Annotated in this window: 13 protein-coding genes; 2 read left to right on the top strand and 11 right to left on the bottom strand. The window is 50.1% G+C overall.

All coding sequences use genetic code 11. The features are described from left to right. Positions 1-9: 9 nt before the first annotated feature. From SH580_RS11745 to SH580_RS11715, 7 genes are all read right to left on the bottom strand, one after another. The gene (locus tag SH580_RS11745; protein WP_308986499.1) at positions 10-654 is read right to left on the bottom strand and encodes an urea amidolyase associated protein UAAP2; all 645 of its coding nucleotides are present in this window, start codon (positions 652-654) and stop codon (positions 10-12) included. 104 nt (positions 655-758) lie between these two features. Further along, positions 759-1,469 carry an urea amidolyase associated protein UAAP1 gene (locus SH580_RS11740; RefSeq protein ID WP_319831064.1) on the bottom strand — a complete coding sequence of 237 codons (711 nt, stop codon included), beginning with the start codon at positions 1,467-1,469 and terminating at the stop codon, positions 759-761. A gap of 43 nt (positions 1,470-1,512) precedes the next feature. Further along, positions 1,513-2,850 (bottom strand): type III glutamate--ammonia ligase, encoded by a 1,338-nt coding sequence (gene glnT / locus SH580_RS11735; protein ID WP_308986497.1) that lies wholly within the window; start codon positions 2,848-2,850, stop codon positions 1,513-1,515. A gap of 91 nt (positions 2,851-2,941) precedes the next feature. After that, the gene (locus tag SH580_RS11730; RefSeq protein ID WP_308986496.1) at positions 2,942-3,730 is read right to left on the bottom strand and encodes a creatininase family protein; all 789 of its coding nucleotides are present in this window, start codon (positions 3,728-3,730) and stop codon (positions 2,942-2,944) included. Then, on the bottom strand, positions 3,720-4,619 hold the full coding sequence (locus SH580_RS11725) for an ABC transporter ATP-binding protein (RefSeq protein WP_319831063.1): 900 nt from the start codon (positions 4,617-4,619) through the stop codon (positions 3,720-3,722). Before SH580_RS11725 ends, SH580_RS11730 begins: the two co-directional genes overlap by 11 nt. 5 nt (positions 4,620-4,624) lie before the next feature. Continuing rightward, positions 4,625-6,010 (bottom strand): ABC transporter permease, encoded by a 1,386-nt coding sequence (locus tag SH580_RS11720; protein WP_319831062.1) that lies wholly within the window; start codon positions 6,008-6,010, stop codon positions 4,625-4,627. Between the two features lie 110 nt (positions 6,011-6,120). Then, positions 6,121-7,128: an ABC transporter substrate-binding protein gene (locus SH580_RS11715; RefSeq protein WP_308951814.1), complete on the bottom strand. Its 1,008-nt coding sequence runs from the start codon at positions 7,126-7,128 to the stop codon at positions 6,121-6,123. Positions 7,129-7,298: 170 nt separating this feature from the next. Between SH580_RS11715 and SH580_RS11710 the strand changes: the two genes are divergently transcribed. Then, a complete protein-coding gene (locus SH580_RS11710) occupies positions 7,299-7,751 on the top strand; it encodes a CopG family ribbon-helix-helix protein (RefSeq protein ID WP_319831061.1) in 453 nt (150 codons plus the stop codon). A gap of 5 nt (positions 7,752-7,756) precedes the next feature. On the opposite strand, the gene SH580_RS11705 is transcribed toward SH580_RS11710, so the two are convergent. After that, complete coding sequence (locus SH580_RS11705; RefSeq protein WP_319831060.1) at positions 7,757-9,469, bottom strand: SulP family inorganic anion transporter; 1,713 nt, start codon at positions 9,467-9,469, stop codon at positions 7,757-7,759. 125 nt (positions 9,470-9,594) lie between these two features. Continuing rightward, entirely contained in the window at positions 9,595-10,227 is a 633-nt protein-coding gene (locus SH580_RS11700) for a hypothetical protein (protein WP_319831059.1), read from the bottom strand. Positions 10,228-10,488: 261 nt separating this feature from the next. On the opposite strand from SH580_RS11700, the gene gndA reads away from it, so the two are divergent. Beyond that, complete coding sequence (gene gndA, locus SH580_RS11695; RefSeq protein WP_319831058.1) at positions 10,489-11,994, top strand: NADP-dependent phosphogluconate dehydrogenase; 1,506 nt, start codon at positions 10,489-10,491, stop codon at positions 11,992-11,994. 119 nt (positions 11,995-12,113) lie between these two features. Here the strand turns inward: gndA and SH580_RS11690 are convergent, their stop codons facing one another. Together SH580_RS11690 and dnaN are read right to left on the bottom strand one after the other, a co-directional pair. Continuing rightward, complete coding sequence (locus SH580_RS11690) at positions 12,114-13,004, bottom strand: hypothetical protein (protein WP_308951806.1); 891 nt, start codon at positions 13,002-13,004, stop codon at positions 12,114-12,116. Positions 13,005-13,069: 65 nt separating this feature from the next. Then, positions 13,070-14,197, bottom strand: coding sequence for a DNA polymerase III subunit beta (dnaN, locus tag SH580_RS11685; RefSeq protein WP_308951805.1), 1,128 nt, complete (start codon positions 14,195-14,197; stop codon positions 13,070-13,072). Between the last annotated feature and the right edge of the window lie 54 nt (positions 14,198-14,251).

Genomic DNA, 14,251 nt, shown 5'->3' with positions numbered 1-14,251 from the left:
ATACAATTTTTACTGATCCCAGATGATCACTTCGACGGGGGTCGGGTTGTATCCGTTACATGGGTTATTCAGCTGTGGGCAGTTCGAGATCAGGCACATCACATCGCGCTCTGCCTTCATTTCGACGTATCGACCTGGAGCGGAAATGCCGTCTTCGAATGTGAGCTTTCCTTCAGGTGTGACGGGCACATTCATGAAAAAGTTAATATTACAAGTGATGTCACGCTTCCCTAGATCGGGACCCCAATGTTGGATGCCGCAGATAAAGCTATCGCGGCAGGCGTGCATGTGCTCTTTGTCGTGCGCGTAGCGCATCGTATTACTCTCGCGCGAGCAGGCGCCGCCGACTGTGTCGTGACGTCCGCAGGTGTCGGCGGTAATCGTTAACAGCTCATCGCCCTGACTCGAGATGAGCTTCGTGCCGGTGGTTAAATACAGTGCCGCTTGACGTTGAATGGTATCGGAGGCGCTATAGCGATTTTCCGGATCCTTGGCATCGTAGAATAAGGTGTCGGCCGCTTGATTGCCCTCCATGTCGAGGATGCGCAGCGTCTGACCTTTTTTGATTTCGTGCAACCAGTATTCGCCGGCGGGAATCACCTCGCGGTAGCTAGCTTTTTCAGGATTGAGAGTGCTTTCAGTTAAATTGGACATGATGATTAACTTGTAGGGGCTTCACTTGTGAAGACCGCAGTGGTTTGCGTGTTGGTTCGGTGCTTGGGATCGGCGGTCTTCACAAGTGAAGCCCCTACGGTTTATTAGAATCGAAGTTTATGATAGGTTTCAGTGTTTTCAAAAGCGCGGAGATTTTCCGGGCGTGATTGAAAACATGCATCGTCTGCGGTGGGCGCTTCAGATTTAAACACCTCTAACTGCACATCGCCTGGGTCGTATTCGGGATTTGGATCGAGGGGGTGCTGACAAGTGTTGAGCACCACCAGTGTATCCATTTCGAAGCGCAGGTCGATGTAGCTACCTGGCTTGGATGCACCCGGCACATAGCTCAGTTTGCCAGCTTCGTCCGATACGACTTTGGAAAACCAATTAAGGTTTGGCACCAAGTCGCGTTTACCCATGTCCCACTTGGCCAGTTCAATTAGAAAGGCACGCTGCGCATCACGATAGCAATCATTATGCGCTTCTTGATAAGGCTTGCTGCCATATTTCTTGGCCACCAGTGCGGCATCCGAACAGCCGCAAACTGTATCATGCCACCCAGCAGTGTCGGCAGTGATGGAACAAAAGAGACGGCCCATGTCGGAATGCACACAAAAGGGCGCGGTCAGATAGAAGATATGCTGCCCCTTCAATGTATCCGGCATGTTATACCGCTCCTCTTTTTCCAGTGCATTGTAGAGCAACATGCCAACATTGGCTTTGCCATCAATATCCGTGAGTCGGAGTGTTTTACCACGACCGATCACTTTCGACCACATCGTGCCACCGTGGAGTTTTTCTGAGTGTATCATAATGAATTAAGAATTAGGAATTAAGAGAGAAGAATTCTTTTAACTAAAACCGACGCGCGTAATGATCGACTTCCCAGTCTGTGACGCGTTGGTGATATTGACGCCATTCTTCACTCTTATAGCGAATGAATTCGTCGCGTAATGTGCTGCCGAGCACTTCTTCGACAAAGGGATCGGAGGCAAAGGCATGCACCGCCTCGTCGAGCGAGCGTGGCAGTTCGCTGATCCCGCGTTCGGCCAACTGCTCTGGGGTGAATTCGTAGAGGTTTTCCTCCTGAGCCTCGCCGGGATTTAATTTCTCTTGGATCCCTTGTAAGCCTGCAGCCAGCATCAATGTGGCGGCTAGGTATGGATTACAAGACGCATCGGCATTGCGCGATTCGATGCGTCCGCCGCCCATCGGCACGCGCAGCGAATTGGTGCGATTGTTACTGCCGTATGAATTGAATACGGGAGCCCATGAATAGTAAGACATCAGGCCCTTTCGCACGAGACGCTTGTAGCTGTTGACCGTTGGTGCAAATGCCGCGCACAGCGCCGGACCGTGCTTGAGGATGCCTGCGCTGAATTGATAACCGAGCTCTGATAAGCCCAGTCCGCGCGGATCGTTGGCATCCTTAAACAGGTTTTCGCCTGTTTTAGAATCGGCCAGCGATAGATTGAAGTGAGCCCCACTACCGGTCTTATCTGCGAAAGGCTTTGGCATGAAGGTGGCCAAGAGACCTTCTTCGGCGGCATACTGCTTCGCCATCATGCGGAAGAAGATGTAGCGGTCACACATAGTGAGCGCATCGGCGTATTTGAAATCGAATTCGAATTGCGAAGTCGCGTCCTCCTGGTCGAGTGAGTAAAGGTCCCAGCCGAGGTCATTAATCGTGGTGGACACCTTGTCCAGCCAGGTGAAACGATCCATGAAGCGTTTCACATCGTAGCAAACCTTGTCCAAATGATCGTTTTGGTCGGGGATTTCGATGCCGCCATTCTCCGTTTCTTTGACCACGTAGACTTCGCACTCGATGCCCAGATTTACGGTGAAGCCCATTGCTTCAGCCTGCGCCAGCACCTTCTTCAGTGCGACGCGGGTGTTGACCTCGTAGGGCTCGCCCTTGAAAGTGTTGTCTGCTGGCATCCATGCCACTTCCGGTTGCCATGGCAATTGGATGATGTGATTGGTGTCCGGTAAGGAGGCAATCTCGTCGTCATTTGGGCGCTGGCCTAAGCCGTCGAGGGCATAGCCGGTATAGAGCTCCGATCCTTCTGCAAAATGCTCGAAATGATCGATGGGTACGAACTTACCCTTTGGCACGCCGTGAATGTCTACGTAAGCGCCGACACAATATTTAACCCCTTGGGCTTTGAGTTTGTTTTTTAGTTCTTCCATCTGGTTTGTATGTTTTGGTTTAGTAAATATTACGAATTAGTCAAAAAGTATTACTGAATAATGCAAAAAATATGCCACATGCTGTTATTGATTAAGAATAAAAGCCATCAGGTGCGCTGCCCCATTCTGATTCAGCTAAGGGCGCTTGTTCGAGTTTGGCTTGCTCTAGCTTGGCGGCGATTGCGAGGCACATTTTCTCAAAGAGCATTTGTCCATCTGCCGCCGTGCCTCGAGAGGGATAGCCGGTGCCACCGGTCAAACTGGTTTGCGATACCGGGTAGCTGAAAATCAAGTCCTCGGTGCGATCCGGATCATCGGCGCTTTCAAGCGCATCGAGGTCGACGGTATCGGGTGCGAGGTGTAGCATCAGATCACATTCGCCCTTGTTGGCGTGCAGATCCTTGGCATCTTGGGTAAAGTGCGCCTCGATTTCGGGTGTGATAAAGAAGGTGTTGAGAAAACCAATCTGCAGGCGGCCCATCAGTTCAATGCGCACCTGATCGACAGCCACCCGCAAGGGCGCGTCATTGCCGGCATGGGCATTGACGATGTAGAGTTTTTTCCAACCTGTCGCTTCCGCCCATTTTGCATATTGCACCAGTGTTTGGATAAAGCTAAGCGGCGTTTGTGAAAACGTACCTGGCCACTTATCCGTGTGCGCTGCCGACGAAGTATAAGGGATGACCGGAGCCATCGCGACTTGTGCACGTTGACAGGCGTCGCGACACAGCGCATCGGCGATCACGGTATCGGTATTGATCGGCAGGGCCGGGCCATGCTGTTCGGTCGCTCCAAGCGGCAAGACCAGTAGCGGACACTCCGCTTGCAAAGCTTGCACCTTGGGCCAGGTCAGCGATTCGATGCAGTATCTATTCAACATTGTCATTTACACTCGTCATACGAACGATGGGTAGATCTTGCGTGCTGGTATGCTCTTTCGGGTGAATGAGCTCTTCCAGGCGTTGCTTGGTCGCGAGAAACTCCGGACTCAGCATTTGTTCCGGCGTGCGCGGACGTGGCACCGGCACTTCGATGAACTCCTGTATTTCACCAGGGTTGGCTTTCAAAACCAGAATGCGATCGGAGAGATAAATCGCCTCATCTAAATCGTGTGTCACAAACATGATTGTGACATCTACGTTGTGCCAGATTTGCAACAGGTGCGACTGCATCTGTAAACGCGTGTGCGGATCCAAAGCCCCGAAAGGCTCATCCATAAACAAGATCTGTGGCTGATTTGCCAGCGCCCGCGCAATGGCCACCCGCTGCTTCATGCCGCCCGAAAGTTGGCTCGGATAAGATTCTGCGGCATGCCCGAGCCCGACCAATTCGATCCATTGCATCGCTTCTTGTTCCACTGCAGTGCCAGAATGTCCATTGACTTCCAATCCAAACATTACGTTCTTTTTAACAGTCAACCAAGGGAACAAAGTGTAGCCCTGAAAGACCATACCGCGATCTGCACCGGGGCCGGAAGCTTCTTTTCCATCCAATAAGAACTGTCCACCGGATACAGTTTCCAAGCCGGCCAGCATGCGGATCAAAGTGGACTTACCACAGCCCGACGGACCAATCACAGAGATAAACTCGCGACGATGCACATTGAAACTGATCGGACTCAATACATCGATTTGCCCCTTGGCAGTATTAAAGCTCTTACTGACATCCTTCACTTCGAGCTTAATGGGACGCTGATAAATATCCGCAAAACGAGCGCGAACAGAATCGCTCTGCTCTTTATAACTGGGTAGTTCTATAATATCACTCATCGTCTTTAAGCCTTTCCATTCTTAGGTGTATCATAAACCTTGCGATCTAGCATCCAGAGCACAAAGCGACCGATAAAGCCGTGTTTCTTTTCGGATGATTCGGGAGTCCACGGGAAAAAATATTTACGTAAGGATGCGAGAATTTGATCGGTCACGAATCCAGTTACCCCAATCATAATAATGATAGGGAAGACACTGTCAAAGTTACGCCAGCGACCCTGAGTTTCGATAAACTCCGTCAGACCACTCTTCACACCGATCAATTCTGCGATCACCAACCAAGTCCATGACCAGCCAAGTAGAATTCGCATATCGTTATAAAGATTTGGCGTGATACCAGGAATGATAACACGTCGAATCATGGTAAAAGTTTTCGCACCCAAGGTTTGAGCCGCTTCAATCAAAGAGGCATCCAGTTGGCGCGTGGTATTTGAGACCACCAATACCATTTGAAAAAAGGTGCCTAAGAAAACCAATGCGATCTTAGGCGCATCGTGGGCAAGGAAGACCGCCACTAATAATGTGCTAAAAGCGGGAGCCGGCATATAGCGGAAGAAATCAATAAATGGCTCAAAGAGTTTCGAAAAGAAATCAAAAGTGCCGCAAAGGATTCCCATAGGAACCCCCACAAAGGCCGACAGCATAAATCCAAAAAAGACAATGCGCAGTGAGTGCTTATAGCGCTGCCACATGCTAGGCTTGTCGGGATCCGTTTCTTGAGTGAAGTCATGATAGCCCTGGATGACCACCTCATGCGGCGCGGGCAGATAGACTGGATTCGCTGGACGTCCTTGAGGCACCAATTTTTCCAGTGGCGTTTCCGGCAATGATTTCGAAACAAAGGTCGGGCTCTTGGCACTCAGCAGCTCCCAATTTCGTTTAATCAGCGCAATGTTCTGATCGCTCAACTTCACCTTAGTCCCGACCAGCGAGCCTTCGGCCACGCCTTGCCAGACCTGATACAGTTGACTGTCGTCCTCAGCTTCTTCGCGCGTCAGCCAGCCATTAGCAATCGCCACGGGCGCCATGTGTCGCAGGATTTTCAAATTTGCACGCCGCGCACGAAAGCCTGAATTCGTCGACTCACCACTGGCACGTGCTGCCAGGATTTCACTATTCTCTGCTTCGACAGCTTCGACAAATCCTGGGAAATATTCCTTGGACAGATGATTACCGGCAGTAAAGACCGTCGTCACATTCTCCCGGTCCGCTGAAATCTCGAGCTTAATATCCGGATGCCAGATAAATGGCGTATAACTCACGATACTCCAAAGTAAGATCGGAAGGATAAAAGATGCAGCAATCAGTAGTGAACGGCGTTTGGCGCTGAGTTCTTTGCGCACGGCAAACCATGGAGTGGTGGGTGCCTTAAACTGGGAACTATTCTTCATTCAGTAATTTTGGTTGAGCGTAGTGCCTGATGGAAAGCAATTAGGTAGAAAAAAGGCGGGCCGGGATCTCGGCCCGCCTTTGAAAATAGTTGGCAAAGAGCCAGTCCGCCTTACTTCACCGACTCAGCATACTCCAGCGTCAGGCTTGGGTCTAGGTATTGGACGGTGTTGAGCGGCTCATCGTAAACGCCCTGCTCGACATTGAAATCATCTGCAATCTTAGTCGATCCATAGACCGACCCCAGGCCCTCGGCTTCTTTCCAGATAGGAAGCACTTCCTCCAGGGATAGGATGTATGTGCCCTCAAGAAATGGCTCATACTCTTCCGGAGAGATGGCGACACGCTTCGAAAGAATTTCGAGCGCTTCATCAATGTTCTCTTCGTCCTTGATAAAGTCGGCGATACGATACCAAACCTTCACGACCTTCGACCAGTCATCGCGACGCGCTTCCAAACTTTCAGGATCAACGGATAACAAATCATAAATGATACCAGGAGCATCCGCCGAAGTCAGCACCGGCTTCGACCCGGGAACCGTCTTGAGCGCTTGTCCAGAATTTGGCTGCCATGCGCCGATCGCATCGACGGCACCCGAAGCCAGCACTTGTGGTGTCTCATTGGTCGGTGTATTAACGATGGTAAATTCCGAAGGGTCGATACCCGCCATCTCAGCGCCCTTTAGCAATAGCAGGTGAATCACAAAGCCCTCTTCCAGGCCGATCTTCTTACCTTTCAAGTCCGCCAAAGTTTCGATTCCAGGTGCAGCCACCACCATATCGTTACCATTCGAGTAATCGCTGATAAGAATCGCAACGGAAGGTTTACCTGTGCCACCGGTGACCAGCGCATCCCCATTGGTCATCGTGACAGCATCCACCTGGCCAGCAACATAGGCATCCATCGATGCCACATAGTCCATCCACAGGAATTCCACGTCGACACCTTCTTCTTCAAACCAGCCCTTATCGATACCGATTTGCCATGCCACCCATCCTGGCCAGTCACTGTAGCCAATTTTAAGAGGTTCCTTGGCTGAAAGCATGTTTGCACTGATCAGTGCAAGTGCGCAGAGTCCTGTCCGTGTGGCTTTTCCAGCCCAATTTTTTAGTTTCAACATAATCCTAGTGTTTTTGATGGTGAGTGTCAGTGAGAAGAACATACCGTCAACAGAAGCTGCCAACGATCCACTGCAGTCTTGCACGAAGCATGCCAATACACATAAGTGTTAAAAATAGTAATATTATTATTGCAAAAAGTATTACGATTTGAATTTTAAATATAAATCGTATGAAGACTGTACAAAAAACGAACAGAACACTCGCTCAGCGCATAAGTATCTCACTGCCAGCGAAATTGGCGACTGCGCTGGACGACATGGTGGACTCCCGTGGCTTTCAAAACCGTTCGCAAGCCATTGCTGAGATGATTGAGGAGAGCCTCATCCAACATAAACAAGAAGACAACTCGGCCATCATGGCCGGAACGATCACTCTTATTTATGACACGGGAAAGACGGGACTGCTACAGCAGCTAGCCAAAATCCAACGTCAGTACGTGCAAGAGTGCATCAGTAGCCAACATGTATTACTTGAGGGCCAGTACATAATGGAAGTGGTATTAGCCCAGGGCCCGGTGCAGAACCTGCGTGAACTGACAAATCAAATGCTGGCATGCAAAGGCGTCAGTTCCGGCGGCCTTACTTTGACCAACAAACTGATCCCGCAAGTCCATGCCCGCTAAAATTGCTATTTGCTCTCGGCGATCAACTGCTGCGCACGATTAAGCGCTTCGTCATAGTGGCCGCAGAAATTATCGATTCCCAGCGTTTTCAGCGAATCCGATTTACGTAGAAGTTCCAAGGGCTGCCGATGGATTCCGCTCACAACGATCGACGTTCCTCTCTCCCGCATCCGTTCGACTAAATTGACTAAGGCATAAAGCGCAGTGGTATCCATTGCGGTCACTAAGTGCATGCGCAAGATGATCACTTTAGGATAGTCGGACAATTCCTCCAGCGCGTCTTGCATCTTATCGGCAGCACCAAATAGGAAGGGGCCAAAAATACGATACACCAGCACGCCCTCGGGAATCGCTTTACCTTGCGCAACGTGCTCGGGCGATTCCAAGACATCATTGTGCGTCACACGGCTGACCTCCGTAGTCTCTGAAACGCGACGAATAAACAGCAAGGCTGCCAAGACCATACCAATCTCAATTGCCACCACCAAATCAAAGATCACCGTTAGCGCAAAAGTCGTCAATAGAACCAAAGCATCCCCCGTTTGCATGCGCTTGATTTCCTTTAAAGCCCGCCACTCCCCCATGTGCAAGGCCACCATCACCAGCACTGCAGCCATGGTCGGCATCGGGATATATCGCGCAAAAGAGGAAAAGAGCAGTACAATAGCCAACAATGAAAGCGCATGCACAACCCCAGCCAAAGGAGTACGGCCGCCATTACGAATATTAGCCGAAGTGCGTGCAATCGCGCCGGTCGCAGGCAAACCTCCGAAGAAGGGACAAATCAAATTCGCGATACCTTGGCCGATCAGCTCCGAGTTACTATCATGCCGCTGATTAGTCAGACCATCGGCCACCACCGCCGAGAGCAAAGACTCAATCGAACACAAAATCGCGATCGCCGTGGCTGGCATAATCAACTCCCGTATCATTTCCACCGAAACTGCAGGCATCATAAAACTGGGCAAATGCGCCGGAATCGCCGAATCGCCGAATCGCGAGCCCACAGTGGCGATCTGAACGCCCTCCAGCTGATTCAAGCCCCACACCGCCAAGGTGCCGAGCAACATGGCCACAATCGAACCTGGAAGGCGCTTCCAACCTATACGCGGCCAAAAGAATATAACCGCACAGGAAAGTAGTGCGACCAGAACAGTCATCGCATCTAAAGTTCCCAAATGGTGACACAGCCATTCTACTTTTTCAAAAAACTCGCCCGGGATCGCAGTCTCTCCATGAATACCGCTAAAATCAACCACCTGAGTGACCATAATCGCCACCGCAATACCAGTGGTAAAGCCCGAGGTAACGGGCCAAGGAATGTATTTGATCAAAGTGCCCAGCCGCGCAAAGCCCATTAAAATCAATATGATGCCAGCCATCATCGTCGCCAACAACAGGCCGACATAGCCATGCGCTTGCACAATGAGTAGCACAATCGGGATAAAGGCCGCGGTCGGCCCGCCGATCTGCACCCGACTACCTCCGAATACGGAAATTAAAAAACCAGCGATAATCGCCGTATAGATCCCCAATGCCGGCGCGGAGTAAGGAGTGTCCGCCCCGACTGGAATACTCGCAATGCCTAGGGCAAGTGCCAGCGGTAGAGCAATTAAACCGACCGTGAGCCCCGCGGCGGCCTCGCGTCCGATGTCGGCGCCACTAGGACGATTGCACAATAATTCAAGGAAACGTGGTTTGTAAGCGTGTGGCTTCATAAGTTGTCAGAACGGTCCAACAGAGACCGCAAAGTACAAGCCTCAGCACTTTCTCACGATTTAGGCAAAGTAAATTTATAGTTCAGCCCAAAAACGAGCATCCTTACTAGCACCCACGTTAAACTCTAATTGGACGCTGACTGTGTTGCTTCAGCACGCGCTTTGATACGCTTCTCTGCCTCTAAAATGATCGCTTCACAGCCTTTGAACTTATGCTCATCCAAGCATAGCCGGCGGGATTTCCCCCCATCATCGTAAATGGCATAAGCGATCCCCTTATTCTTCCACTTCTTACGGTCCATGCCTGTAATGGAGTCCAACTCGACACGCTCACCAGAAGCACCGATCACTAGCTCTCCCTCTGCGCGCACCTTACGGGTATGATTCCATGCTATCCATGCACCAAATAACAAAGAGCCGCACATCATCACCCAGCCAATAACGCGCTGTTCATGAATATCTGCATCAGTGCGCTCCTTTGGCACATTACTGCGATAACCTGCCTCGCGGGCATGGCGTTGCCAAGCGAGCTTTACTGAAGAACTTTCTTCATCTACCGCGTCTCCTGACTCAATCAAAGCATCCTTGATTTCTGCATACTCTCCATAGCGCTGCGCCTCGTTCGGCCACATGATATAGCCATCCGATAAAAACCAGGCAGCCATACCGAAGATCATAAAAAACATAAATAGCATACGACGACGCCATTCTTTAGAGATACCTGCCACTACTTCCATGGCGCCTACGTTTGAAGGCATTTTTCTGAATGACAATTCAAATAGTCAATTTACGCATGACTGTAACGCTTCAATCAGAGCTTACTAATGGACCTCAAACTGCGCATTTATGCAAAAAATCTCGGGATTATATAATTTTCATTCATAGTATAACGCGCTATTTTGGTTCGTTTTAATCAAATGTATCCCAGATATGACGATAATTCATGCCTCTTTCCCAGTCTGCCCTTGCGTAGACTTTGGAGCTGGATTTCCTAATTCAACTTTTAATCCATACAAATTATGTCTGAAGCAACCTCCGATATTGGCCTGATTGGCCTCGCAGTAATGGGCCAAAATCTGGCTCTTAACATCGCCGACCATGGCTTTAAGATTTCCGTTTATAACCGGACGACTTCCAAAATGGAAGAATTCGTCGCGGCTAACCCCGACACGCCGGGTGGCCTAGTCGGTCAAGCCGAGCTCAAAGACTTTGTCGCCTCGCTCAAACGTCCTCGTAAAATCATCATTCTGGTGCAAGCAGGTTGGGCGACAGACAAGGTGATCGAAGGCTTAATTCCCCTTCTTGAAGAAGGTGATATCATCATCGACGGTGGCAACGCCAAGTGGGACGACACCATCCGGCGCGAAAAAGAGCTTACAGAAAAAGGGCTTCGTTTCATCGGTTCCGGAGTATCCGGCGGAGAAGAAGGCGCTCGCTTTGGTCCGTCTCTAATGCCAGGCGGCAGCAAGGAAGCTTGGTCGCACCTAGAGCCCATTTGGAAAGCGATCGCAGCCAAAGTAGACCCAGAAACTGGTAAACCACTCGAAGGCGCCGAAGCTGGCAAGCCTGTCGAAGGTGGTTTCAGTTGCACCGCCTATATCGGTCCAGACGGTGCCGGACACTACGTTAAGATGGTCCACAACGGCATCGAATACGGTGACATGCAGATGATCTGCGAGGCTTATGACCTCATGCAAAATGTGTTGGGACTCTCTCCGGCAGAGATGGGCGACATCTTCACTGAGTGGAACAAGGGCGACCTCGACTCCTTCCTGATCGAAATCACAGCCGACATTCTGAAGCAAACCGATCCCGTAACTGGCAAACCATTCGTCGACATCGTGCTCGATACAGCGGGTCAGAAGGGCACAGGTAAATGGACCTCTGTCAATGCGCTCGACATGGGCACACCTGCACCCACCGTAGCCGAAGCCGTCTTTGCTCGCTGCCTATCAGCCGTTAAAGACGAACGTGTTGCTGCGGAAAAGATCCTTAAAGGCCCTGAGGCCGAAGCCTTCACTGGCGACAAGGCTGAAATGGTCGAAGCGATCCGCGAGGCTCTTTACGCCTCCAAGATCTGCTCCTATGCACAAGGCTTCCAATTGATGGCTTACGCTCAAGAGGAATATGGCTGGAAGCTCAATTTCGGTGAGATTGCACAAATCTTCCGCGGTGGTTGCATCATTCGTGCGGCCTTCCTGCAAAAGATCACAGAAGCCTATGAGCGTGATCCGAATCTCGCCAACCTTCTGCTGGACCCATACTTCAGCGAAGCCATCCACACCGCCCAAAAGAGCTGGCGTAAAGTCGTGGCTCTAGCCGCCACACACGGTGTATCCATCCCAACCTTCAGCTCCGCGCTGTCTTACTTCGATGGCTACCGTAGCTCGCGCTTGCCGCAAAACCTTCTGCAAGCTCAACGTGACTACTTTGGTGCCCACACTTACGAGCGCACCGATGAGCCTCGTGGCAAGTTCTACCACATCGACTGGCCCAAGGCAGATCGCCCACAATTGGAAATGTAATTGCTCGCAACGAGCGGTCACATAAATAGAAGCTAAACGCTTTCAACTTTCAAAGCCCCCTCTTTAGGGGGCTTTTTTGTGCCTATAAAAGATTCGCTGTAATCAGAGAGGTCTCCCGACTAGGCCACTGATTTGCCCAGGTAAGCTAACATCCACATTTCCTTCCAAAGCCTGTAGCGGCCTTCATAGGTAATCTTACCATCCTCTTCCTGGCGCGGACGTGGCACTAAAAACCCAGTCTCTACATTGAGCCGCTCAAGTATGCGTTGCTGATCATTTAACTCAACTAAAGCATCCTCTTCGACTGGAACGGGTTCAAAACCAGAAGCCAACAAACGTTTTCGATGTAAAAGTAGCAGGCGTTTTAAAGAACCAATTAATGGTTTGCGGCACATATTCCAACTCTCTGGATAATAGCCTCCATATGGAAGGAAAAGATTATCCGTAATCAAGCGCTCACCATCTTTTGACTGCGTGCTGATCGTATAACAAGCAATCGCACCGCCTTTGCGCTTCGGTAAAAATAAGATTTGTATGCGCGTCAGCCCATCCGTGCTTTCATAAATTGATGCACGTAAAAAGGTGCCTTCAAACAGTTCTGCCTTCAGAGCTTTAAGCCGACTATACTTTTCAGTGCGCAACCAATCCTTGAGTTCAATAAAACGTGCATCTGCCGGCCATTCATCGCCGTCAACATTCTCATAAAACTCTGGAAATAGCGGTAATTCACTGCGGCTGAGCGCTTTAATTGCGATCCAATTATACCCCGTCTCCAATACAAACCAAAGAGCCAGCCCTGTCACAAAATGCACCCAGTCTGGACGATAGGAGAGACCAAATACTTTCAGAAAATAGGCAAATAAAGCAGCGAAGAGGAACCACCGCGTCCAACGCCCTAACACGATAAAAGCAGGCATCGATAGGCGGTTACCAAGCATTGGTAACAAGACTGTCACGATCGCCACCATAAATAGTAGCCATTGATAGATTTCTGAAGATTCAGTAAACATAGTCTAAAACAAAGAAGGACGGCCTGAACGACCGTCCTTCATAAAATGTGTTATGGTCGCTTAAATTAGTTCAAGCGCAGTGGCATGATCACACAGATGAAGTTATCCAATGTCTTGAATAGCCCCGGGCTGAGCTCATCCTTGAACTCGAAGAAGACCTCATCCTTAGTCAAAGCCTTAAGCGGCTCCATTAAAAATTGTGGATTGAACGCGACTTGCACCTCAGGGCCATCATAAGCGATCGCCATCGATTCGTGCGATTCACCATATTCAGTCGACGAGCCAGAGATTTCCAGCAGGTTCTTACTCACCTTAAGCTTTACAGAGTTACTCTTGTCCGATGTCACCAAAGCTGCACGGTGCACGCATTCAAGCATTAACTCACGCTCGATTTTGACTCGGTGCTCTGTTTCCTTAGGGATGACTTGACGATAATTCGGGTAGTTACCTTCTACAATCTTGGATACGAGATAGAGGTGGTCAATCAAACCGGAATCGCCCGCTTCATCGATCGCGATTTCAAAAGCTGCCTGACGATCGTTGAAGGCGACCTTCACAGCTTCTCCCTTGCCCATCAAACGCTCCAGCTCGCCCACTGTCTTGGCAGGCAAAATTAGGCTGCCCGCATTGTCTTCGCTGATTTCTAGTTCCAGCGCAGTCAAACCAAGACGGCGTCCATCCGTCGCCACCAGCGTCAATTTCTCATCCGCAAAGTTAAAGTATACACCGTTGAGGATGTAGCGATTCTCATCCGTGGATTGAGCGTAAGACACGCTCTTGAGCATGTTTACGATTTTGTCCTGCGAAAGCTCAAAGACTTTACGATTCTCAAAAGTAGGCAACGGTGGAAACTCCTCAGCACTCAAACCCATGATTTTGAAAAGTGAACCACCCGATGTAATCTTCGCCTGGTTGCTATCACTGGTTTCAACAAATACCTCGTTGACCGGAAGCTCACGCACGATTGTCGCCAATTTGCGAACTGGCAATGTCGTGCTGCCAGGTTCAGAAACCTCAGCCTTGATTCGGCAACGAATGCCAAGGTCAAGGTTGGTTGTAGTCAGCGAAATGTGACCCTCCTCGGCTTCGATCAGCACATTGCTGAGGATGGGCATGGTAGAACGAGTCGCAACAACGTTGAGAACTTGTTGGAGGCCGTTGCTAAAATGATCCTGGTTGATCTTGAACTTCATGGTGGAGAATTTGGCGTTTTTTTGGACTTACTGGCAATGCTTATATAATAGTTC

This window comes from Coraliomargarita algicola (assembly GCF_033878955.1).
Classification (GTDB): Bacteria; Verrucomicrobiota; Verrucomicrobiia; order Opitutales; family Coraliomargaritaceae; genus Thalassobacterium; species Thalassobacterium algicola.
This window is presented reverse-complemented; position numbering and strand designations above follow the sequence as displayed.

Coding starts and splice junctions, on each gene's coding strand:
- SH580_RS11745 (WP_308986499.1), bottom strand. CDS start 654: ATGTCCAATTTAACTGAAAGCACTCTCAATCCTGAAAAAGCTAGCTAC.
- SH580_RS11740 (WP_319831064.1), bottom strand. CDS start 1,469: ATGATACACTCAGAAAAACTCCACGGTGGCACGATGTGGTCGAAAGTG.
- glnT (WP_308986497.1), bottom strand. CDS start 2,850: ATGGAAGAACTAAAAAACAAACTCAAAGCCCAAGGGGTTAAATATTGT.
- SH580_RS11730 (WP_308986496.1), bottom strand. CDS start 3,730: ATGTTGAATAGATACTGCATCGAATCGCTGACCTGGCCCAAGGTGCAA.
- SH580_RS11725 (WP_319831063.1), bottom strand. CDS start 4,619: ATGAGTGATATTATAGAACTACCCAGTTATAAAGAGCAGAGCGATTCT.
- SH580_RS11720 (WP_319831062.1), bottom strand. CDS start 6,010: ATGAAGAATAGTTCCCAGTTTAAGGCACCCACCACTCCATGGTTTGCC.
- SH580_RS11715 (WP_308951814.1), bottom strand. CDS start 7,128: ATGTTGAAACTAAAAAATTGGGCTGGAAAAGCCACACGGACAGGACTC.
- SH580_RS11710 (WP_319831061.1), top strand. CDS start 7,299: ATGAAGACTGTACAAAAAACGAACAGAACACTCGCTCAGCGCATAAGT.
- SH580_RS11705 (WP_319831060.1), bottom strand. CDS start 9,469: ATGAAGCCACACGCTTACAAACCACGTTTCCTTGAATTATTGTGCAAT.
- SH580_RS11700 (WP_319831059.1), bottom strand. CDS start 10,227: ATGCCTTCAAACGTAGGCGCCATGGAAGTAGTGGCAGGTATCTCTAAA.
- gndA (WP_319831058.1), top strand. CDS start 10,489: ATGTCTGAAGCAACCTCCGATATTGGCCTGATTGGCCTCGCAGTAATG.
- SH580_RS11690 (WP_308951806.1), bottom strand. CDS start 13,004: ATGTTTACTGAATCTTCAGAAATCTATCAATGGCTACTATTTATGGTG.
- dnaN (WP_308951805.1), bottom strand. CDS start 14,197: ATGAAGTTCAAGATCAACCAGGATCATTTTAGCAACGGCCTCCAACAA.